Consider the following 25,207-nt stretch of genomic DNA (forward strand, 5'->3'; position numbering starts at 1 on the left):
ACGATCCACCATAATACCGACTAGCTGATCTGGCTGAACACCTTCAGCACGTAGTGTGCGTGCCAATTGGTTAGCTCGTTCATTTAGTTCACGGAATGTCAACTGCTGTCCTTCGTAAACCACGGCCACTTGATCTGGTGTACGCATCACCTGATCCTCAAATAACTGGTGAATCGTTTTTTCACGAGGATATTCTGCTGTTGTATCATTAAACGTCTCAAGAATGAACGCTTTCTCTCTAGCTGTTATCATCTCAAGAGTAGCCAGCTTTTCATGTGGATCATTAATAATACCATCGATCACCTGTAGGAAATGTTCCGCCATCCGTTCTATGGTCTCACGTTTGTATAGTGAGGTAGCATATTCCATTCCACATCTGATGCCCTCTGCTTCTTCCACTGCATTCAATGTTAAATCAAACTTGGCAACACCATGCTCATCTGCATAAGGAGTAAATGTCAAGTCTTCAATAGCAAACTCCTCATTCTCCGTATTTTGCATGATAAACATTGTGTCAAATAATGGATTTCGGCTGAAGTCACGAGCCAGGTGCAATTGTTCAACCAGTTCCTCGAACGGATACTCCTGATGCTCAAATGCTTCTAACGCATGTTCCTTGACTTCTTGCACGAACGCATAGAAGGATTTTTCTTTTGCAGGCTGAGTCCGGATCGCTAATGTATTAATAAACATACCAATTAAGTTTTCTAAATCAGCATGAGGTCTACCAGCAATTGGCGTTCCGATGATGATATCTTCTTGTCCGCTATATTTGTGAAGCATCGTGGAATAGCTAGCCAGCAAAACCATAAATAAAGTAGAACCAGTCTGAGCTGCGATCTCTTTTAATCCCTTACTACGTTCTTTGTCAATGAAGAAATCAAAAGTATCTCCCTGATAAGTTTGTATCGCAGGTCTGACAAAGTCCGTTGGCATATCCAAGACTGGAATTTCTCCGTGGAAAACATCTAGCCAATATTCTTCCTGCTTGTTCATTTGTTGGCTTTGTACTTCCTCTTGTTGCCACACTGCATAATCCTTGTATTGAATTCGAAGCGCTGGCAGCTCCTCACCTTTATATAATTGAACGAACTCATGTATCAGAATGCTTGAAGATGCACCATCAGAAACAATGTGGTGTATATCAAACAGGAGAAGGTGTCGATTTATGCCAAGCTCGATGAGTCCGACTCTGAGAAGCGGCGCTTTTTCCAAATCAAATGCGCGAACAAAAGCTCTAATCAGATGCTTCGCTTCTTCTTCAGTTGCCTGGGCATACTCTACTTCAAACTCTACTTCCTGATACACCCGCTGAATCGGCTCTCTATTTATCATTTCAAAGCCAGTTCGCAGTGCTTCATGTCGTTCAATCAATTTTCTAAAGGCTTCTTCTAAGGATGTTCGCTTAAGTGGACCCTCTATTAGAAGGACGCTCGGCATATTGTAGCTGAGCTCTCCACCTTCCATCTGACCTAAGACATACAATCGTTTTTGAGCGGATGAGACAGGATAGTAATCTCTTTGCTCAACAATAGGTACAGAAGCATACGTAGCTTGAGAGTTTGTATCTGTAATTTTTGCTGCCATTTGCTCAATCGTTGGTGAGCTAAATACGTCCCGTAACGCTACGTTTAGCCCCAACTCTTTGTGTATTTTAGCCACTAAAGTTGTCGCACGTAACGAGTGGCCTCCAATATCAAAGAAGTTGTCCTTCACTCCAATGTCTGATACGCCCAGTACCTCTGCCCAAATCTGCGCTAAGGAAAGTTCCAGTGAAGTGCGTGGTGCTACATGCTCTACTCCCGTTTGCAGACTACCCTCTGGGGCAGGTAATGCTTTTCGATCAATTTTTCCGTTTGGTGTTAGTGGTAGCTCCTCAAGCTGCACAAAGTACGAAGGGATCATATATGCAGGTAGCTCTTGCATAAGCGTTGCTCTCAAATCGCTCACGATAAGCTGATCGTCAGCTACAAAGTAGGCGCATAGATGCTTTTGTCCAACTGAATCCTCCTGAGCTATCACCACAACTTCTTCAATCGCATGTATCTTCAATAGCTGTGCTTCTATTTCACCTAGCTCAATTCGGTTTCCACGAATCTTAACTTGATGGTCGATTCGGCCTACATATTCGATATTGCCATCTGGTAGCCATCTGACTAGATCACCTGTTCTGTACATTCTTTCGTTGTCTACAAATGGACTGTCTACAAATTTTTCTGCTGTCAGATCAGGGCGATTCAGGTAACCACGTCCCACACCTATTCCAGAAATATACAGCTCACCTGGAATTCCTACAGGCTGTATTGCACGATTCTCATCCAAAACGTACATTTTCACGTTAGGCAACGGCTTTCCTATCGGTAGATTCAACGATAAGAGATTTGTCGTCTGCTCATAGAAGCTTGAATCAATGCACGCTTCTGTCACACCATAGCTGTTAAGAATGCGCATCTGGTCACCAAATCTACTTAGCAACTGAGCAAAAGCTTCTACAGGGCATTGGTCTGAACCTACAATCAGCGTTTTTAATGTATGGATATCTAGCTGGTTCTCGTAGACGTAATCCATAAGAGGAATCACGATAGCTGGTGTTGATTCAAAAATGCTAACCTGATGCTTACGAATTAGCTCATAGATACTAGCAGGGTCCAATCTGACATGACTTGGGCAAATAACTAATTCCCCGCCATGTAAGAGAGCACGTACATAATCACCTGTGAATACGTCAAAGGCAAAACTAGCCCATTGCAAGACTTTTGGATGTTGTTCATGTAACCCATAGGCTACTTTCCAAGCATCGGACATAGCAGTCAATTGCTTGTGCTCAATCATGACACCTTTTGGCTTACCAGTTGTTCCTGACGTATAGATGACATAAGCCAGATGATTTGGTGATTGTATCGGTTCCAGATTTGAGCCATTTTCACTATAAGACTCTGGCTTATCCAGAAGCACCATGCTTCCAATAAAGGCAACACGATCTTGTAAGTGGCTTTGTGTAACAATCAGGCTTGCTCTCGCATCCTCTAGCATGTAGCTGATACGTTCTTCAGGATACTCAGGATCAATCGGAACATAAGCAGCACCCGCTTTTAGAATTCCTAAAATCCCAATCATCATCTCAACAGAACGCTCCACCATGATCCCTATCAGTTGATCAGCTTGTACGCCCTTACTTCTCAAGGTTCTGGCTAACTGATTTGCTCGTTCATTCAGTTCTCGATAAGTCAACTGCTCGTCTTCGCACACAATTGCCACTTGATCTGGTGTACGCTCTACCTGATTCTCAAACAATTGCTGGACAGTCTTCTCTTCCTGATATTCAGCTATTACGTTGTTTGATTGAAGTAAGATTTGCGCTTTTTCTTCAGCGGTTACCAGTTCCAGTTGATCTACAGATACCTGAGGATCATTGACCACTTGCTGTAGCATGTGAACAAAATGGCCCAAAATCCTGTCAATTCCTGTTTGATCAAAGACAGACGCATTGTATTCGATATGGACTCTAATTTCTTCCCCAGGGAGAATATTTAGATTAAAGTCATAGTTTGTCTGTTCTACAATCGAAACGTTAGCAACCTCAAAGGCTTCCGGATTATTACCACCGACTTGCTCCATCTGTTGTTCCATCGGATAGTTTTCAAACACCATAATATGGTTAATCAAATCTTGTTTTTGTTCAGACAAGGCTTGGATTTCATAAAGTGGATACGTGTCATACGCATGAGATGCTATTGCATGCTCTTGACTTCGTTTCATCACCTCAGCAAATGTATCACCAGCCTCAGAACGAACACGAATTGGAATGGTATTAATGAACAGACCAATCATGCTCTCTACATCTGGAATATCAGCCGGTCTTCCTGAAACAACGCTTCCGAAAACAACATCTTTACTACCATTATATTTCTGAAGCATCAGACCCCACACAGTTTGCATTAACGTATAGATTGTCACCTGCTGTTTTCTTGCAAGCCCATTCATCTGCACAGTCAGTTCTCGACTCAAATCGCAGAAACGATGGTCGAAAACCGGAAGTTCTTTTCTTGGAAGTTTCTCTTTTGGCACTGTCGTTTGTTGGTCATACCCAGCCAAATAATTGCTCCAATAGCTAGATGCTTCCTGCATGTCCTGACGCTCTAACCATTCGATATAGGCACTATATGGCGGAACCTCAGTCAATCTCGGTTCTCTATTTTGCATGATGGCAAAGTAGCATTCAAACACCTCTTGAGCAACCAGAGATAAGCACCAGCCATCCATGAGAATATGATGGGAACTCCAGATGACCCTGTATTCCTCCGTACCTGTTCGTAATACGGATATCCGCAACAGCGTATCCTGGCTAAGATCAAATCCTGTTTCTTTATCCCTTTGGATAAAGTCTTTCAAATACAATTCCTGTTCAGCTTTATCCATTCCCAGCAGCTCTTCATAATGAAGAACATGGGCTCTATTTTGGAAGACAACTTGAACTGGTTGATCCTTCCAGTCATTGTAGAAGCTTGTTCTAAAAATCTCGTGGCGTTGGAACAGCATTTGTAAGCTTTGTCCGAAAACGGTAGCATCAAAGCGTCCAAGCACATCAAATGCCGTTTGTTCAAAATAAGCTCCTGATTGCGGATCCATGAGACTATGGAACCACATTCCCTTCTGCATTGGCGTCATTTCATAAATGTTTTCAATTTCACCAATGTGTTTGGTTTTTGCTTCGATCTGTTCAAGCTCTTCTACCGTCAATCCTTTTAGTAAAACATCACTTGGCGTCAGTTCTGTATGTTCTTTCGATACGCAGTGTTCAATTACTTGACCTAGACTCTCTTGTAAAAGCTTAGTGAGCTGCTCCATCGTTTCGCGATGATACTCTTTGCCACTGTAATGGATTGTCATTGACAAGGCACCATTCGAAATCATGCCATTCATATCCATGGCATATTGCATCGTCGCATTTTCACTCATGTCTGAGCCTTTTGAATGTGGAGATAGCTCAATAGCATTGTTTTGCAAGTCCTGATCAAACTGACCGAGATAATTAAAGCTAATCTCAGGTTCAGATGTGAATGCATGCTCCTCACGGCTGTCAGATAAATATCTTAGGATACCGTAGCCAATTCCCTTTTGAGGTATTTGGCGAAGACCTTCTTTAGTTGTTTTTATTAATGTTGACATCTGTTTGCCTGCATTCATCTGTAGCAGGACAGGATATTGACTCGTAAACCATCCTACGGTACGTGTGATGTCGACATCTGAAAGAATAGCCTCTCTGCCGTGTCCCTCCATATTTATCAGCACTTGTTCCATTCCTGCCCAAGAATGAAGCGCTAAGCTTAAGGCTGCCAGCAATAGGTCATTTACCTCTGTGTTATAAGCTCGGTTTGCTTGTTTTAACAATTGCTCGGTTTCCTGCTCTGTCCAATGAACAGTGACAGACTCAACATCCTTCATCAACGAAGCAACATGTCTGTTATCTTTTGGAAATGGGGAGGTTTTTGTTTGGTCGATTTGCTGCCAGTATTTACGCTCTAGCTCGATTTGTTCGCTATTCGCGTATTGGGATAACTGCTCTGCCCATGTACGGAACGAGTCTGTTTTATATGGGAAGCGAATAGCTTCTCCCTTCACAGCTTGTTCATAACCACTTGCAATATCCTCAAACAAGACTCTCCACGAAACCCCATCTACAACTAAATGATGGATCACAATCAGCAGATGATCTCCATCCTCGCATTGGAATAACCCAAGCCTTAGAAGCGGTCCTTCACTCATGCTGATGCTCGCCTGCAACTGAATTGCTTTCTCTTCAATCGCTTGAGCGCAGTTGCTCACGTTTTTGAAATCAAAAACATCGAGACTATAGGCTTCCCCTTCACCTACTCCACGGTACCATGCCTGATATTCGCCTTCAGATTCGCGAATGACCATCCGTAGTGCATCATGGTGTTCCGTGATTTTATCCATTGCTTTATGAAGGGCGGTTTCATCAAAGCCTTCTGCCCGGTATAGCATCATCGCTTGGTTATAGTGATCTGAGTCTGCATAGGATTGCTCAAAGAACCAGCGTTGAATCGGAGTTAACAACGCTTCCCCTATTACTTCTCCTTGATCAGCTATTCTTGTAACCGAATGAATATGCTTGCTTAGCTCCGCTATAGTTGGATAGCTAAATAAATCTTTCATCTCCAGCTTATAACCTGCCTGCAATAAGCGTGAAGAAACCTGTATAGATTTGATCGAGTCACCGCCAAGATCAAAGAAATTATCCATGATTCCGATTGCTTTTGTACCCAAAACAGCTTGCCAAATGGAAACCAGCATTCTCTCTGCCGCTGTGCGAGGTTCCACGTATTCGGTTTCATTCTCGATATTTCCATCTGGAATTGGCAACGCACTACGATCGATTTTTCCATTCGGTGTAAGCGGTAGTTGCTCTACTTGCATGAAATACGAAGGAACCATGAACTTCGGAAGTACTTGTGACAAAGCTTCTCTTAGCTCACTTGAAGATAGTTTTTGATCTGCTACGAAATAAGCGCACAAATACTTTCTTCCTGCTTGGTCCTCTTGTGCAACGACAACATTTTCTTTTATCTTCGCGATTTTTAGGAGCTGTGTTTCTACTTCTCCTAATTCAATTCGGTTCCCGCGGATTTTTACCTGATGATCGATCCGACCCAGATATTCAATATTGCCATTCGGTAACCATCTTACCAAGTCGCCTGTTCGATACATCCGCTCTCCTGCAATAAACGGATTCTCTACAAACTTCTCTGCTGTCAGCTCTGGACGGTTCAAGTAGCCACGTCCCACACCTTTTCCAGCTATATACAGCTCGCCTGGTATCCCGATAGGCTGCATCACGTTGTTTTCATGTAAAACGTACATGTTAACATTAGGCAACGGTTTACCAATCGGTATATTCATAGCGAAAAGAGAGTCAGTCTGTTCAAAGAAGCTAGAATCAATGCACGCCTCAGTTACCCCATAGCTGTTAAGAATACGCATGTGCGAGCCAAATCGAGTTAGCAAGGTCGCAAAGGCATCTGGCGGACATTGATCGGAACCAACAATTAGCGTTTTTAAGGAAAGCACGTCCAATTTGTTGTCATAAATGTAATCCATGAGCGGTACGACAATGGCTGGTGTTGATTCAAAAATAGTAACCTTATGCCCTCTGATTAGCTCATAGATACTCGCAGGCTCTAATCTGGAATGACTTGGGCATATAATCAATGTTCCGCCATGCAGTAATGCCCGGACATAATCACCTGTAAATACGTCAAAGGAGAAGCTTGCCCACTGCAATACTGTTGGTCGCTCTTCACCTAATCCATAGGCTACTTTCCAAGCATGGGCCATCGCTGTTAATTGTTGATGCTCAATCATGACACCTTTTGGCTTACCTGTAGTTCCAGATGTATAAATCACATAGGCTAAATGATCTGGTCCTTGAATTGGTTTTAGATTGGAATGATCGTGACTATATGCTTCTGCATCATCTAGCATAACGATGCTGCCTGTAAAAGCTACACGCTCCCGCAAATGGGTTTGCGTCAGCAGCAGTTTGGCTCCCGCATCCTCGAGCATATAGCTAATGCGTTCCTCAGGATACTCAGGGTCAATCGGTACATAGGCTGCACCGGCTTTTAAAATCGCAAGAATACCGACTATCATGTCTACTGAACGTTCAGCCATGATCCCTACCAATTGATCAGCTCGTACTTCAGCAGCTCTCAATGTATGGGCCAGTTGATTTGCCTTTTCATTTAACTCACGGTATGTTAGCTGACTTCCCTCATAAACAACCGCTACCTGATCTGGTGCACCTTCTACCTGTGCCTCAAATAGCTGTTGAATGGTCATTGCATGAGGATAATCCATGTCAGTGTCATTAAATCCTTCTAGGATTTGTGCCTTTTCTGGTACTGTTATTAATTCCAGCTCGTTGACACGAATGTGTGGATTCTGCGCAATTTGCTCCAAAATGTGTACAAAATGGCCTAGAATCTGTTGAATGCTATCCTGATCATAGACAACTGCATTGTACTCGGAGCAAATATCCATATTTTCTCCTGGAATAATAGATAGGTTGAAGTCATAGTTGGTTTGTTCCATTATTTGGATATTCGAAATCTCAAAGCCCTCATCATCGCCATTGCCCAACTGCTCAATTTGTTCGCCCATTGGATAATTTTCAAACACAATAATATGGTTGATCAAATCTTGTTTTTGTGCAGATAGTCGTTGGATGTCGTATAGCGGATACGTATCAAATGCTTGAGATGCTAAAGCCTGCTCCTGACCACGAATCATTACATCCGCAAAAGATTCTTCCTTTGTGCAACGAATACGAACAGGAACTGTGTTGATAAATAGCCCAATAATGTTTTCAATTCCAGGAATTTCGGTTGGTCTTCCAGAGACAACACTTCCGAAAACAACATCTTGGCTATCATTATATTTTTGCAAGGTAACTCCCCATGCTGCTTGTACCAGCGTATTAATTGTTACTTGTGTTTGTTTTGCTATCTGATGCAAACGGCCGGTTAGCTCCTTGCCGAGCTGATGAGTGAACTGCGAAGCGGAATAACCCTCAGGTTTGTTTGACATCTTTCCTTTTGGCAGTAAGGTTTGCTGGTTATAACCAGACAGATACTCACTCCAGTAATCTGATGCCTTATCCTCATCCTGATTTTCCAGCCACTCGATATAGTTGCTATAAGGTGTTATATCTCCAAGCTCGGGTTGCTTATTTCCTCGAATGGCAAAATAGCTGCCAAACACTTCTTTTGTCATAAGAGATAAGCACCAGCCATCCATCACGATATGATGGAAGCTCCAGATCAAGTGATACGCTTTTTCATCTGTGCGTAAGATTGACACCCGAATGAGTGAATCTTGGGCCAAATCAAAACCTTTCGCCTTATCTTCTACAGCGAAATTAGCGAGATAGGCATCACGCGTTGCCTTATCCATTTGACGCAAATCTTCATAATAAAGCTCACTCCGTTTGTTTCGATAAGCCACTTGTACGGGTAAGTCCTTTAAGCCATTGTAGAAATTTGTTCGTAATGCAACATGTCTTTGCGTCAAGATTTCTAAACTTTTTCCAAACGCAATGACATCAAAACTTCCTTTTAAGTCAAATGTCGTTTGTTCAAAGTAAGCTCCAGACGATGGATTCATCAAACTGTGGAAATACATACCCTTTTGCATCGGTGTCAACGGATAGACGTTTTCAATCTCACCAAGGTGTTGTGTACCCTCCACTAATCGTTCCAGTTCTTCAATCGTCAGGCCTTTTAATAAAATATCACTTGGAGTCAATTCTGCACGTTCCAAAGCTACGCAGTGTCTAATGACCTCTTGCAAGCTAGAACGTAACAGATCAGCGATATGCATAATCGTTTCGTACTGATATTCCTTGCCGTTAAAGCCAATCGTAAGCTCTAATGCACCTTTGGTAATCAAACCATTCATATCCAGAGTGTATCTGCGTTCCTTATCCTGACTGACAGCTTCGCCACTTGAATAAGGCGAAAATTGCATTTCATTACGCTGTAAATCCTGATCAAATTGTCCCAAATAGTTAAATGTGATCTCAGGCTCCGCCATGAATGTCATACCGTCTTTAGGTTCAGATAGATATCTAAGAATGCCGTAGCCAATACCTTTTTGCGGAATTTGACGCAGTCCCTCTTTAATAGTCTTAATCCGCTGACCGATATGTTGGTTCGCACTGGTTTGTAAAACAACTGGGAACTGACTAGTAAACCAACCAACTGTACGTGAAATATCAATATCTGGAACGATAGATTCCCGACCATGGCCTTCTAAATTCACCAATACTTGTTCCGTACCAGTCCACGCATGAATAGCCATTCCAAGCGCTGTTAATAACAGATCATTAACTTCTGTATTGTAGGCACGATTTGCCTGTTTTAGAAGCTGTTCTGTTTCTTGCTCTGTCCAGCGTATTGTAACGATTTGTCCATCTCGTACATATGACTTATCCAGAACCTGATCTTTCGGTATCGGTACCATCTTACTTTGTTCAATTTGATTCCAATAAGCTCGCTCAGCTTCCATCATCGAACTGTTGGCATAATGAGACAACTGTTCAGCCCAAGTTTGGAAGGAATCAGTTTTTTGAGGGAGACGAATCTCTTGTCCATTCAATGCTTGTTCGTAACCTGATGCAATGTCCTCAAATAGAATTCGCCAAGAGACACCATCAACGACCAAGTGGTGAATTACGATCAGCAAATGATCACCATCTGAACATTTGAAAAGTCCAAGCTTCAGTAGTGGACCTTCCGTTATGTTGATGCTGCTTTGAATCTCATTTGCTTTCGCCTCTATTATCTGGGCCACTTCACGTTCGTTTCTCACATCTATTATTTCAAGATTGAATAGCTCTCCTTCATCTATCCCGCGATTCCAAGCCTCAAAACCAACTTCGGTCTCTTTGAAAACCATTCGCAAAGCATCGTGATGCTCTACAATCTTTTGTATTACTTGACGCAGTACCACTTCATCGAATCCTTGCTCTTGATACAGGGTGACTGCTTGGTTAAAATGGTGCGGCTCAGCCGATTTTTGTTCAAAAAGCCAGTGATGAATTGGCGTTAGCTTTATTGAACCAACTACTTCCCTTTGGTCTGCGATTTTGCTAACCACTTGAAGATGCGGACTTAACTGAGCTACAGTTGGATATTTGAACAAATCTTTAATCTCAAGCTTATAGCCTGCTTGAAGCAATCTGGAAGATACCTGAATAGCTTTGATAGAGTCTCCCCCAAGATCTAGAAAGTTCTCTAAAATACCAATCTGTTGACTTCCCAAGACAGCCTGCCAAATCGAAACCAATGTTTGTTCAACCGGTGTACGCGGCTCTACATACTCAACTCCTGTTTGCACGCCACCCTCTGGTGCAGGGAGTCCCTTGCGATCAATCTTTCCGTTTGTAGTAAGAGGCATTTGTTCTAGTTGTATAAAGAACGCGGGAATCATAAAGCTAGGCAATTCCTGAGCCAGTACGTTTCGAATCTCACCCACAGTTACCTGCTTATCTGCTACGAAATACGCGCATAGGTGCTTCTGCCCCTCTTGCTCTTCACGGGCAACCACAATAGCCTCTTGCACAGAATCGATTCGTAACAGGTGGGCTTCCACCTCGCCAAGCTCGATCCGATACCCACGAATTTTCACCTGGTGGTCGATACGCCCTACATATTCAATATTTCCATCCGGTAACCATCTCGCCAAGTCCCCAGTCTTATACATCTTCTCTTCTGGAGTAAACGGATTGTCCACGAACTTCTCTGTTGAAAGCTGTGGAAGATGCAAATATCCTCTAGCCAATCCTGTACCTGCAATGCACAGTTCTCCAGCTACGCCTACTGGCTGAAGCTGATTGTGCTGATCTAGGATATACACCTGTTTGTTTGCAATTGGTCGGCCAATTGATAGCTCCTGGTCTGGCTGCGTTATAGATAGTGATGTAGTAACTACACTGCTTTCAGTAGGGCCATATTCATTGCAAATTTCAATCCTCGGGTTCAGTTCCGCCACTTTTTTTACAAGGGAGGCAACAATCTTCTCTCCACCAACTACAATGTTTTTTACTGACAGTAAATCTTGAGGATTTATTGTTTCGACAATTGCCCATAAAAAGCTAGGTGAGCTCTGGAAATGTGTCATTTGGTGTTGAGTAATTGCTTTTTTGATCGCTTCCGGGTCCTTACTTTCTTCGTCACGCAATACATATACGGTTGAACCAGATGCCAGCGGTCCAAATAAATGGGTAAGGAATGGATCGAATACAAATGGAGTTACCATAAGCACGCGATCTTCTAGTGAAAACTGATAAGCGTTTGCCTTCCAAAGTATTGTGTTGACAATGCTGGCATGTTCTACCATAACACCCTTAGGCTTGCCTGTTGTTCCAGACGTATAGATAACATAAGCCAAATCTTGTGGTCCATGTATCGCTCTAAGATTAGAAGCTAGTGTCTGGTAGGATGTTTCCTCATCTAACAATAGGATTTTACCTGTAAATGATACTCTCTCCTGTAGATGCCCCTGTGTCAGGAGTAAAGCAGTTTTCGCATCCTCAAGCATGTAGCTGATGCGTTCCTCAGGATACTCAGGATCAATTGGAACATAGGCCCCGCCAGCTTTTAAGATGCCTAACACACCGACAATCATTTCTAGCGAGCGTTCAGCCATAATACCAACCAATTGATCGGCTTTTATCCCCTGCTTACGCAATGTTCTTGCTAATTGATTAGCTCGTGCATTTAGTTCACGATAGGTAAGCTTCTCATGCTCGCAAACAATCGCTATCTGGTCTGGTGTACGTTTTGCCTGACGTTCAAACAATTGATGAAGCATGATGTCCTGCGGATAAATCTCTTTTGTATCATTGAACACTGTTAAAATTTGTTCTTTTTCTGCCGCAGTAACCAGTTCTAATTCGTTCACACGCAATTGTGGGTTAGACGTAATTTGCTCTACGATATGGACAAAATGGCCCTGGATTTGTTCAATGCTAGTTTGATCATATACCAAGGTATTATAGCCGTAGCAAATCCCCAGCTCTTCCCCAGGCATAATGATCAGGTTAAGGTCATAGTTCGTCTGTTCCACTGTCTCGATATTTCCAATAGCAAATTTGGATTGTCCAGTGCTTCCCAATTGCTCAATCTGCTGTTCCATTGGATAATTCTCAAACACCATAATGTGATTGATTAAATCCTGTTTTTGTTCTGTGAGCGCCTGTATATCATAGAGTGGATAGGTATCATACACATTCGATGCCAATGCTTGCTCCTGAATTCTTCTCATTACCTGTGCAGCCGTTTCCTCTGCTTCACAACAAATACGGACCGGGATTGTATTAATAAACAATCCAAGAATGTTTTCAACGCCAGGAATGTCAGCCGGTCTTCCAGAAACCACACTGCCAAAGACGGCATCGTGGTGATTATTGTATTTCTGGAGCATAATTCCCCATGCAGTCTGCATAAACGTATTGATTGTTACTTGATTCTGCTTAGCTGCTTGATCCAATCTCTTCGTAAGTTCTTTACTAAATGTGAAGTGTAATTTGGTTGCCGCATAAGCTTTGTCTTCCTTACCCTGCTTTCTATCATGTATCAGTAGGGTTTGTTGTTCATAGCCAGCTAAATACTCGCTCCAGTAACTAGCTGCACTCTCCTGATCTTGGCGTCCCAGCCATTCAATATAATGGCTATACGGTGTTAGGGCAGTATACTCAGGTTGTCTATTTTCCCGAATTGCATTGTATCCACCAAATACTTCCTTGACCATGATAGACACGCACCAGCCGTCCATCACGATATGGTGGAAACTCCAAATAAGGCGGTACTTTTCTTCCTCCATACGAAGAACGGATACACGAATCAAGGAATCCTTGGCTAAATCAAATCCTTTTGCCTTGTCTTCTCTTTTATAATTGGCTATATAGAAATTACGGGTTGCCGCATCCATTTCGCGTAGGTCCTCATAATAAAGTTCACCATTTTTATGACGATACACCACTTGTATAGGCTGATCTTTAAAGCCATTGTAAAAATTTGTCCGCAGTGCCTCATGCCGTTGTACCCATGCATCTAAGCTTTTAGCAAACGCGGTGAGATCAAATCTTCCTGTCAAATCAAAGGATGTTTGCTCAAAGTATGCACCTGAATGAGGATTCATCAAGCTGTGGAAATACATACCCTTCTGCATCGGTGTTAATTCATATACGTTCTCGATTTCACCTGTTTCTTTCATTCGTTCTACTAACTGATCAAGCTCTTCAATGCTTAGACCAGCTAATAAAACATCACTTGGAGTAAGCTCTGTGCTGTTTCTCGCCACGCAGTGTGTAATCACATTCTGTAGCGAAGACTGCAATAAGTTAGCTACTTCTTCCATTGTTTCTTTCTTGTATTCTTTCTTACTGTATCTGATGGTCATCTCCAAGCGACCATTAGAAATCATGCCGTTTATATTTAAAGCGGTTTTCATTTCTAGCTGTTCACTTACAACATCTCCAACAGAATACGGTGATAATTGCATCTCATTATTTTGATAGTCCTGATCAAACTGCCCCAGGTAATTAAAGCTGATCTCAGGCTCTAGCTTGAATATTGGATTACCTTGCAGTGCTGATAAATACCTTAAGATGCCATAGCCAATTCCTTTGTTAGGAATCTGACGCAACCCTTCCTTTACTCCCTTAATTTGTTGAGACAAATTCTTATCGGCTTGTACCTCTACAACTACTGGATACTGACTTGTAAACCATCCTACTGTACGAGTGATATCAATATCCCGAACGATGTCCTCTCTACCATGCCCTTCAAGATTTACGAAGATTTGCTCCATACCTGTCCATGCCTGGATTGTCATACCAAGTGCAGTGAGCAGCAGATCATTTACTTCTGTTCCATATGCGTGATTTGCTTGCTTTAGCAATTGTTCCGTTTCCTGTTCGGTCCATTGAACGGTAATCATTTCACTATCGCGAACCAGCTTCTTGGCTTGTACATGATCCTTAGGAAGTAATTGCATCTCCATTTGCTCTAGTCGCTGCCAGTACTTTTGTTCGTTCTCCATAGCCGCACTATTCGCATAAAGTGATAACTGTTCAGCCCATGTTTGGAACGAATCTGTTTTTTGTGGTAATTGAATGGCTATCCCATTCATTGCTTGTTCATAGCCTGTAGCAAGGTCTTCGAATAAAATACGCCATGAAATTCCGTCTACTACCAAGTGATGAATAACCATTAATAAATGGTCTCCATCTGAGCAATGGAACAAACCAAGTTTCAGAAGCGGACCTTCATTTAGGTTGATACTACTTTGAATTTCGGTTGCTTTCTTTTCAATCGCTTTGGAGCAATCCGTGTTTCCTTTGAGATCAATCACTTCTAGGGTATATAAATCCCCTTCATCCACTCCACGGTTTCGTGCTTCGAATCCACTCTCGGTCTCTTTAAATACCATTCGTAAGGCATCGTGATGAGAGACCAGCTTTTGCATAACCTCGCGAAGCGCAGACTCTGTAAATCCTTGCTTACGATATAACATGTAGGCTTGATTGAAATGATGCGGTTCAACTGGCATCTGCTCAAAGAACCACCGCTGTATCGGGGTAAGTTCTACTTGACCTACTACTTCCCCTTGATCCGCCATTTTGCTAATCAGTTGGAGACGTGGGCTTAACATCTCTACAGTTGGATATTTAAACAAATCCTTCATTTCCAGCTTATATCCGGATTGAAGTAGGCGGGAAGAAACCTGGATTGCTTTGATAGAGTCTCCACCCAGATCAAAGAAATTATCCAAGATACCGACTTGCTGACTGCCTAAGATTGTTTTCCAAATAGATGCCAACAGTTGTTCGACTTCATTGCGTGGGGCTATATACTCAACCCCAGTGTCTACGTTTCCTTCTGGTGCAGGTAGCGCTTTACGATCAATTTTTCCATTTGAGGTAAGTGGCATTTGCTCTAATTGCACAAAGTAGCTTGGTATCATGTAATTAGGTAATTCATGAGATAATTCGCCTCTAAGCTTGGCCATACTCAGCAGGCTTCCAGCAACAAAATAGGCACATAAATGCTTTTGTCCTGCCTCGTCATCTCTTGCGATGACAATAGCTTCTTGAACCGTATCTACCTTCAGTAACTGCGCTTCAACCTCACCCAGCTCAATACGGTACCCACGGATTTTTACCTGATGATCAATTCGACCCAAATATTCAATGGTACCATCTGACATCCATCTAGCCAGATCGCCCGTTTTGTACATTCGTTCCCCTGCTCTAAAACGGCTGTTCACAAATTTTTCTTCAGTAAGCTCTGGGCGATTCAGATAACCACGTGCTAATCCAACGCCAGCGATGCATAGCTCGCCTGCAACACCGATAGGTAGCAAATGACCTTCTTCATCAACAATGTAGATGCGATGGTTCTTAAGAGGTCGACCGATAGGCACAACGTTTTCTGACATTGACTCGCGATCATAAGACCATACGGAGGAGCAAATCGTATCCTCAGTCGGACCGTAGGCATTGAAATACGACACGTGGTCTTTCCATTTCTGTACTAATTCAACAGAGGAAGCGGACCCAGCAGTGATCAGTGTTTTTAAACTAGGCAGATTGCTTGGCTCCAGATATATTGCATAAGTAGGAGGCAATGCCGCGACAGTTATTTGATTGGAAGTAATATAGTCCTCGAACAAACGATAATTCATAATGACGGAGGTAGAAGGTATATATAGGGTTCCGCCACAAATAAAGGCTTTGAAAAATTCTGCGCACGCCGCATCAAATGACACGCTGGCAAACTGCACGATTCGATCATCCGCGCTAAGTCCCAAATTGTATTCAAAATACGTTTTTAAATTGCACAGACCATGATGCTCCACCATAACACCCTTTGGTTTACCCGTAGTTCCAGATGTGTATATGACATAAGCCAAATCATTTGGTCCAGTAATCGATTCAACATTGGTATCGTCTGCGTTATACACTTTCTCATCATCTAGCATTAGGAGTGTTCCATTAAAGGTGATTTGCTCCTGTAAATGGCTTTGGGTGAGCAACAGCTTAGCCCCGGAATCCTCCAGCATATAACGAATCCGCTCTTCTGGATATTCTGGATCAATAGGAACGTAGGCGCCTCCAGCTTTTAATACCCCAAAGATACCTATTATCATTTCCAATGAACGTTCTACCATGATACCGACTAGTTCGTTTTTCTGAATTCCCTCTGCTCGCAGAGTTCGAGCCAGTTGATTAGCTTTCGCATTCAATTCACGATAAGTTAATGGTTTTTCTTCATAAACAACTGCCACTTTATCAGGGTTTTTCGCTACGTGCTCTTCAAATAACTGGTAAACGGTCTGCGCACTAGGATAGTCAGCCTGCGTATCATTGAACACATTGAGAATCTGCTCCTTCTCAACAGGTGTTACAGCTTCCAATTCATTTATACGGGCATCTGGATTTTCAATAATTTGCTCCAGCATTTGAACAAAGTGCATCACAATTCGCTTAATGCCAGCTTCATCAAATACATGTGCATTATAATCCAGCATAAGCTTCATCTCTTCGCCCGGCACGACAGCTATGTTTAAATCATAGTTTGTTTGTTCTGTTACTTTTACATCTGCAATTGTGAAGTTGGCTTGTTTTCCAATCCCCAACTGCTCCATCTCATGATCGATCGGATAGTTTTCGAATATCATAATATGGTTAATTAAATCTTGTTTTTGTTCCGTCAGCCCTTGAATTTTATAGAGCGGATGCGTATCGTAAGCATGCGATTGCAGAGCTTGTCCTTGCACCTTTCGCAATACTTCACTTAGCGTATCTGTTCCCTCGCAACGAACCCGAACCGGAATGGTGTTAATAAATAAGCCAATGACACCTTCAATTCCTGCTATATCAGCTGTTCTTCCTGAAACGACACTGCCAAAAACAACATCGTGATTACCATTGTATTTCTGTAATAAAAGCCCCCATGCAGTCTGCATGAACGTATTAATTGTTACCTGATGCTGTTTAGCTACCTGATCCATTCGTTCTACAAGCGTCTTATCAAGAACGTTGATCACTTTCTTAGCAGAATAACCTTCTTTATTTGGATGTTTTTCTTTGGGCAAAATCGTTTGACCCTCGTATTCTGCCAAATACTCACTCCAGTATCTCGTTTTCTCTTCTTCATTTTGATGCTCTAACCAATCGATGTACTGGCTATATGGCGTTACAGCTTCCCATTTAGGTTGTCTATTTTGTAGGATAGCAAAATAGCCTTCAAACACCTCTTTGGTCATAATTGGCAGGCACCAGCCGTCCATCACGATATGATGGAAACTCCAAACAAAATGGTACGTATCCTCTGTCAATCGCAAAATGGATACCCGCATCAAAGAATCTTCTGCTAAATCAAACCCTCTGCTTTTATCCTTTTCGGCAAAGCTACTCAGATGTTCCTCACGTTCAGCTTCGCTCATTTCTCGCAAATCTTCATAATATAGTTCACTATTTTTCTGACGGAATACAACCTGAATAGGGTCATCTTTTAAACCATTATAAAAATTGGTTCTTAACGTCGCATGCCTTTGGGTAAAGACATCTAGACTCTTCCCAAAAGTGATGACATCAAAGCTGCCCTTTATAGTAAACGTTAATTGCTCAAAATACGCCCCTGAGTATGAATCCATCAGGTTGTGGAAGAACATCCCCTTCTGCATTGGTGTTAAATAATAAACATTCTCAATTTCACCAATATCTGCGGTCTGTTCTACTAATCGTTCAAGCTCTTCAACTGTCAGGTCTTTTAATAACAGGTCACTTGGTGTTAGCTCTACCTGTTCTTTTGTCACGCAATGGGCAATTATCTGTTGTAGGCTGGCTTGTAAGTGTTTTGCTAGCTGCTGCATCGTTTCGGTACGATATTCTTTACTGCTGTAACTAATCGTAAGCTTCAACGATCCATTGGTGACCATCGTATTCAAGTCAAGAGTATAGTTTCTCTTGGCCCGCGGACTCACAAATGCTCCACTTGAATAATGAGAAAGCTGAAGATCATTATGCTGTAAGTCCTGATCAAATTGCCCCAAGTAGTTAAAACTGATTTCAGGCTCCAAATTGCTTATGTTCTGCTTCTCGGATTTATCCAAATATCGTAAAATGCCGTATCCTAAACCCTTCTGCGGAATTTGACGCAACATTTCTTTGACCTGCTTAATACGACGAGAGATTTCCTGATCCCCATCCATTTGGAGCATGACAGGGTACAAGCTGGTAAACCAGCCTACCGTCCGAGTAACATCGATATCTTGATGAATCAACTCGCGACCATGGCCCTCTACATTCACCAAAAATTGATGATTGCCCGTCCAATCGTGTAATGCCATTCCTAACGCAGTAAGCAATAAGTCGTTAACTTCCGTGTTGTAGGCACGATTTGATTGTTTCAATAATTGTTCTGTATCTTGCTCAGTCCATTGAATTTCTACAATTTCACTATCCGCAATGACCGATTGTTCTTGGATAAAGTCCTTTGGCAAATCTATAGTTGTAACTTGTTCGATTTGCTTCCAGTAAGCTTTTTCACGCTGCAATTCATCACTTTTAGCATAATCAGAGAGTTGCTCTGCCCACTTTTGGAAGGAATCTGTCTTTTGCGGGAAGCTGATGGTTTCCCCTCGAAGTGCTTGTTCATAACCGCTCGCGATATCTTCGAATAAAATTCGCCAAGAAACTCCATCAACTGCCAAATGGTGAATAACAATCAGCAGGTGATCTCCTTCTTGACACTGGAATAGTCCCATTTTTAGTAATGGGCCTTCAGTCAGAGAAATACTGCCTTGAATTTCATTTACTTTCGTTTCGATGAGTCGGGCGCAGTCTATTTCACTTCTCAAATCTATTACTTCAAGACTATACAGCTCGCCCTCCTCTACCCCTCGATGCCACGTTTCATAACCATTTTCTGTTTCGCGAACAATCATTCGTAACGCGTCATGATGAATGGCGATCTTCTCCATGACCATCCGAAGCAATGTTTCATTAAAACCTTTTTCCATGAAAAGCATGAAAGCTTGGTTATAATGGTGTTGTTCAACTAGTTTTTGCTCAAAGAACCAGTGCTGAATTGGAGTTAATAAGGTAGCCCCTACTACCTCACTCTGATCAGCAATCTTCGTAACTAACTGAATATGTTGGCTTAATTGGGCAATGATTGGATAGGTGAACAAATCCTTCATTTCCAGTTTATAGCCTGCCTGAAGCATCCTAGAAGAGATCTGAATAGACTTGATAGAGTCTCCTCCCAGATCAAAGAAATTATCCAATACACTAATTTTCTTAGCTCCTAGAACAGCCTGCCAAATGGATACCAATGTCTGCTCTATAGCAGTGCGAGGTGCTACATACTCTACACCCGTTTGGATACTCTCCTCTGGTGCTGGTAGCATTTTACGATCAATCTTGCCATTTGGAGACAGTGGCATTTTATCCATTTGAACAAAATAGGATGGAACCATATATGTAGGTAATTCTCGGGAAAGGTCAGCTCTTAGCTCACCTACAGTCAGTTGCTTGTTCGCTACATAATAGGCGCACATTTGCTTTTGACCGCTTGCATCTTCTCTAACAATTACCACCGCTTCTTGTATCGCTTCTATTTTCAATAGCTGCAACTCGACTTCGCCAAGCTCAATACGGTAGCCACGGATTTTTACTTGGTGATCAATCCGACCCAAATATTCAATATTTCCATCTGGTAACCATCTTGCTAAGTCTCCCGTTCTATACATTCGTTCTCCTGGGGCAAACGGATTTTTCACAAATTTCTCTTCCGTAAGCTCCGGTCGATTCAGGTACCCTCTAGCTAAACCGACCCCAGCAATGCATAGCTCACCTGCTATCCCAATCGGTTGAAGGTTAACAGAATCAGCTTGGACGATGTAAAGTTGGGTATTATATATAGGTTTACCGATTGGAATTGCAGCTAGTTCCTCATCAGTATCACAATCAAAATACGTAACATCTACAGTAGCCTCAGTCGGTCCATATAAATTGATCAATTTAGCTTGACATACTGAAGAAATTGCTCGGCGGAATCTATCTACATGCTGTGGCGGCAATGCTTCACCACTCGCAAAAACCTGACGTAAAGATTGAAGCTTTTCTTTTACAATCTCAGGTGATTGTTGCTCAACATAATCCAAGAAAGCGTGCAACATTGCCGGAACAAAATGCATTGTTGTAATGCGATGCTCGGCTATTGTCTTTAAGATTTGCTCAGGGTTCTTTTCTCCTCCTACAGATAATAGGCACATTTTGGAACCCACCATCGACCACCAGAATAGCTCCCATACTGATACGTCAAACGTAATCGCTGTTTTTTGCATAATGGTGTCAGCGGATGAAATAGGGTATTTTGCATGCATCCACATCAGTCGATTTATAACTGAATGATGTTCTATCATAACTCCTTTAGGCTTGCCTGTAGAACCTGATGTATAAATAACATAGGCTAAGTGATTCGGACCATTTATCGCTTCCAAATTCGAACCATCTTGGTGATAGCTTTGAGCATCATTGATATCTACTATTTTCCCGGCAAAAGTTACTCGCTCCACCAAATGATTCTGGGTCAAAAGTAGCTTTGCATTTGAATCTTCTAGCATATAGCGGATTCTTTCCTCTGGAAATTCCGGATCAATCGGCATATATGCACCGCCAGCTTTTAAAATCCCAAAAATTCCAATCATCATCTCTAATGATCGTTCCGCCATGATTCCAACTAATTGATCGGCTACTACTCCTTCAGCACGTAGCTTTCGCGCTAACTGATTCGCTCTTTCATTTAGTTCCCGGTAAGTGAGTTGCTTCCCTTCGAAAATTACAGCCGCTTCATCGGGTATACGTGCTGCTTGTTCTTCAAACAGCTGATGAATCAACTTTTCCCGCGGATAGTCAACTAACGTATTATTAAATTCAGATAAAATGACATTCTTCTCTTCTTCACCAAGCAGGGAGATGTCTGCAATTTTTGAAGTAGGATGATGAATGATTGTTTCAATAATGGTAGAGAACTGTTGAACTAGTTGTTCCATCTCTTCATCTGTAAACAACTGTGCTCGATAGTTTAGTTGAAGATTAATCTTTTCATTATCTAATTCAATCACGTTCATCTCAAAGTCATTGATAACGTCTCCACAAAAATTTTCAACAACTTCGACTTTCACATTTTCATATTGCGGATAATCCATCGCCCGGTACTGTACAGATACGCCAAAGAGACGTTGAAGATCCTTATGCTGATGCGTTTCTCGCACGTCTTGCATCATTTGATTGTATGGGAACCTTTGATGGCGTAGGATCGAAATCTGCTCTTTAGATACGGCTTGCAGAAGCGCTAGTAGGTCCATGTCAGGATCTACAAATACTCGTGTAGGTACTGTACTAACGAACATTCCTACCATTTCTTTTTCCTTTTTGGTTGTTCTATTTGCATAGAATGTACCAATAGAAACATCATTCTGCGCTGTCTTTTTATGCATATAGATGTACATCGCAGTCATAAAGACTGTTAACATACTGCTATTTGTTTGTTTGCAAAAATCGTACAGGCTATGATACAAACTGTCTTCCAGGATTATATTTTTTCGTATACCAGCAGTGCTTTGAGTAAACGGATTATATGATTTAAACCCTATCACTTCAGGTAAAGTGCTAAATTTATCAACCCAATACGTCTTATCCTTTTGATAACGCTCTGATTTCTCGTAGTCCTGCTCCGTTTGTATAAAGTCGAAGTAAGCATGATTTGCAGCTATTTCTAAAGGCTCACCATTTGCAATCTGAGAATAGCATTTGTTCACTTGATTCATGAACATATTTGCAGAGATTCCGTCGCAAACAATATGATGAATTTTGAGGTTATACCAATATTCTTGATCGCTAATCTTGCAGATGGTGAATGTATACAACTCCGAATGGAAAAGTTCAAAAGGTGTACGATTATGTTCATCCAGCCACTTCAATGCTTGAGCTTCCCCGTCAACACCAGAAAAATCTAAACATTCGAACTCTTTATCACTATGCTCCTCCACATATTGCTGAGGAAATCCATTTTGAGAAGTTAATTGAATCCGGAGGGAATCATGCAGTCCAATAACTGTATTTAGAGCTTGTTGCAGGGCACTTAGATTGATATTTCCTCTCAGTTTAGTGATCGATGAAATCGACGACACACCCGTATTTGGAAAAAGTAATTCGGAGTACCAAATCCTTTGTTGAGGCTGAGTCAACGAAAATAATTGAATCAAATCCTTATTCATATTGCTGCACCTCTTGTTAGACATTATAGTTTCTTATAAAAAATACTATGATTGCTTACTATGTGGATGCGACATGCTGCAGGGTTTGACTGTATGTTAGGAAAAATGAACGTAATCTCTATTACGGGAGTTATGTCTTGGGATGTAGGAAATGTTTGAGGAAAAATCGTAAGTTATGAAGAGGAACCATCATGATGTGAAAGATTTTTTGTTTATGGATAAAGTTAATACATATGCACCATCACCTCTTTGTTCAAGGATAATTGAAACGGTAGTATGCTACCATAATTAGCCTCCTCTCTTTATACATAACATATTTTTCAGCAAAAAACGTGAAACTACTGTATATAGCACAATCGCATATTTCACAAAAATATATTTTAATAACAAATAAACATTCGAAACTTATTATAACATATCAGTATTATTCTTCCATCTGTTTTTTTGTAAATTTTATGAACTTCACTTAATATCTCAATGAATCCTAAGATGAAAAGATGTAGAAATCCTAAACATGATCGCACTGTATTAGTAGATCGTGATAGCTTCGTTAGAATTGTTTTCCTCTGCAAATAAACGTTGGTACGGGCCTTCTTTCGCTTTTATCTCATTAGGTGATCCATGATCCACAATAGCCCCCTGTTCCATCACAAAAATGACATCTGCAATTTCTGCTGTTTGCCTTTGATGTGTTACGATCATCACCGTACGTTGCCCCTTTAATGCACGAATCGCTTCCCGCACACATGTTTCTGAATGTGAATCTAGAGCAGACGTAGGCTCATCAAATAAAACAATGGGAGCTTTCGATAGTAAAGCCCGGGCAATGGCAATTCGCTGGCGTTGTCCTCCTGATAAACGTGCCTTGTCCTCTCCAATTCTTGTTTTGTATCCATCAGGTAGCTCCAGTATAAACTCGTGCGCAAATGCCGCCTTAGCTGCTTCAACAAGCTCCTCCATTTCTGCATCTGGTCTCCCGAATCTAATATTTTCTTCAATCGTGCCTTCAAATAAATGCGGCTCCTGAGGAACGTAGGCTATCAATTCCCTCACCTGTGTAAGCGTGTGAGCTTTTACGTTTTTAGCAAAGTAATAAATATCTCCTTCCGCAGGGGGATAAAATCCTAAAAGCGCTTTTAATAACGTACTTTTACCAGAACCACTTGTTCCGACAACCGCAGTTAGTTCACCGGCCCCAACCGAAAGAGAAACATGATTTAATACCTGATTCATGCCGCGTTGTAGGACAACATCGTGTAACGAGAATGCCTCGGTAGATGAGCAACTTTTGACATGATTGGACTGTTTTTCAGATTCTTCACGAGAGATGACCAGATCAATTTGTTCAACAGGGTGATTCAATAGACCATACACTCTAGCTGAGCCCGATAAGGAATGTTGCAGGGAAGCAATAATTCTGCCAAACTCTAGGAAAATAAACACCATAGTCGTCTGTAACTGCACTAGTTGTCCCAAGACACCTAATTCATTTTTGGTATAGATAAACAACCCAACAACTAACATACCGCCGAACATCACAAAACTAAACAAAAAATTGATAGCATCTAATAGCCCTGTCTTAAAACCCTGACTATTTGCGGTTTGTGTTAGCTCCTTATTTGTATCAGCTAGGTCCTCTCTAACCTTATTCCCGGCAGAAAAGGTTTTAATAATAGGCAATCCTTCTATAAACCCGGCTATCTTTGCTGTTATTTCTCCCAATGTAGCTTGAAGTCGATCATTTGTCTCCCTCAACGGCTGAACAAACCGAATATTTACAAACGTAATGCCAAGTCCTAGCACGATAAAAATGAGAGAGAATCTCCAATCCATGATCAGCATTGTGGTAGTTACCATCACCAAAGTCATCACATTTTGCAAAATATTGCGCATACTTTCTCCATATGCCTCTTCCATGTTGTGTGCATCGTTAATGATACGTGATACCATTTCACCAGGATGATTAGCTTCAAAATAAGAAACGGGCAGTTTGGTAAGATGTTCGTACAGCGTTACTCTAATATCGGCCATCGTCTTTTTTATGATTCGTTGCAGACTATAGTGAATAAAAGGAACTGCTGCACTAAAAAAAAGAAAGGTTAGACTTATCAGGATGGAGGATCGAACCAATGACTCTACGCTGCCATTTACTGATGCCGTAATTAGTTCGTTGAGCGCAAAGCTGATCGCGACTGGTAATGCCCCCATGATGGTGCAGTCAGCCAGCAAAGCGAACAGATAAGCCCGCCGTCGTGATTTTAGAAATATTAGCATATCCTTCCATTCTAAATAGGCCTTTTGAAGTCCGTGTAATCCCATTGTATTCCTCCCA

The 25,207-nt window shown here is 41.8% G+C and carries 2 protein-coding genes (1 of these 2 running past the window's edge); both read right to left on the reverse strand.

Features of this window, described 5'->3' with window-relative positions:
* A protein-coding gene (locus BRLA_RS12440; RefSeq protein WP_003336314.1) for a non-ribosomal peptide synthase/polyketide synthase crosses the window boundary here: on the reverse strand, positions 1–22,875 show its 5' portion. 13,698 nt of this gene lie to the left of the window's left edge; 22,875 of the gene's 36,573 nt are visible here — the first part of the coding sequence; it begins with the start codon at positions 22,873–22,875; its stop codon lies off the left edge, out of view.
* A gap of 528 nt (positions 22,876–23,403) precedes the next feature.
* Positions 23,404–25,194 carry an ABC transporter ATP-binding protein gene (locus tag BRLA_RS12445; protein ID WP_003336313.1) on the reverse strand — a complete coding sequence of 597 codons (1,791 nt, stop codon included), beginning with the start codon at positions 25,192–25,194 and terminating at the stop codon, positions 23,404–23,406.
* Positions 25,195–25,207: the final 13 nt, after the last annotated feature.

Source organism: Brevibacillus laterosporus LMG 15441 (assembly GCF_000219535.2).
Taxonomy (GTDB): domain Bacteria; phylum Bacillota; class Bacilli; order Brevibacillales; family Brevibacillaceae; genus Brevibacillus_B; species Brevibacillus_B halotolerans.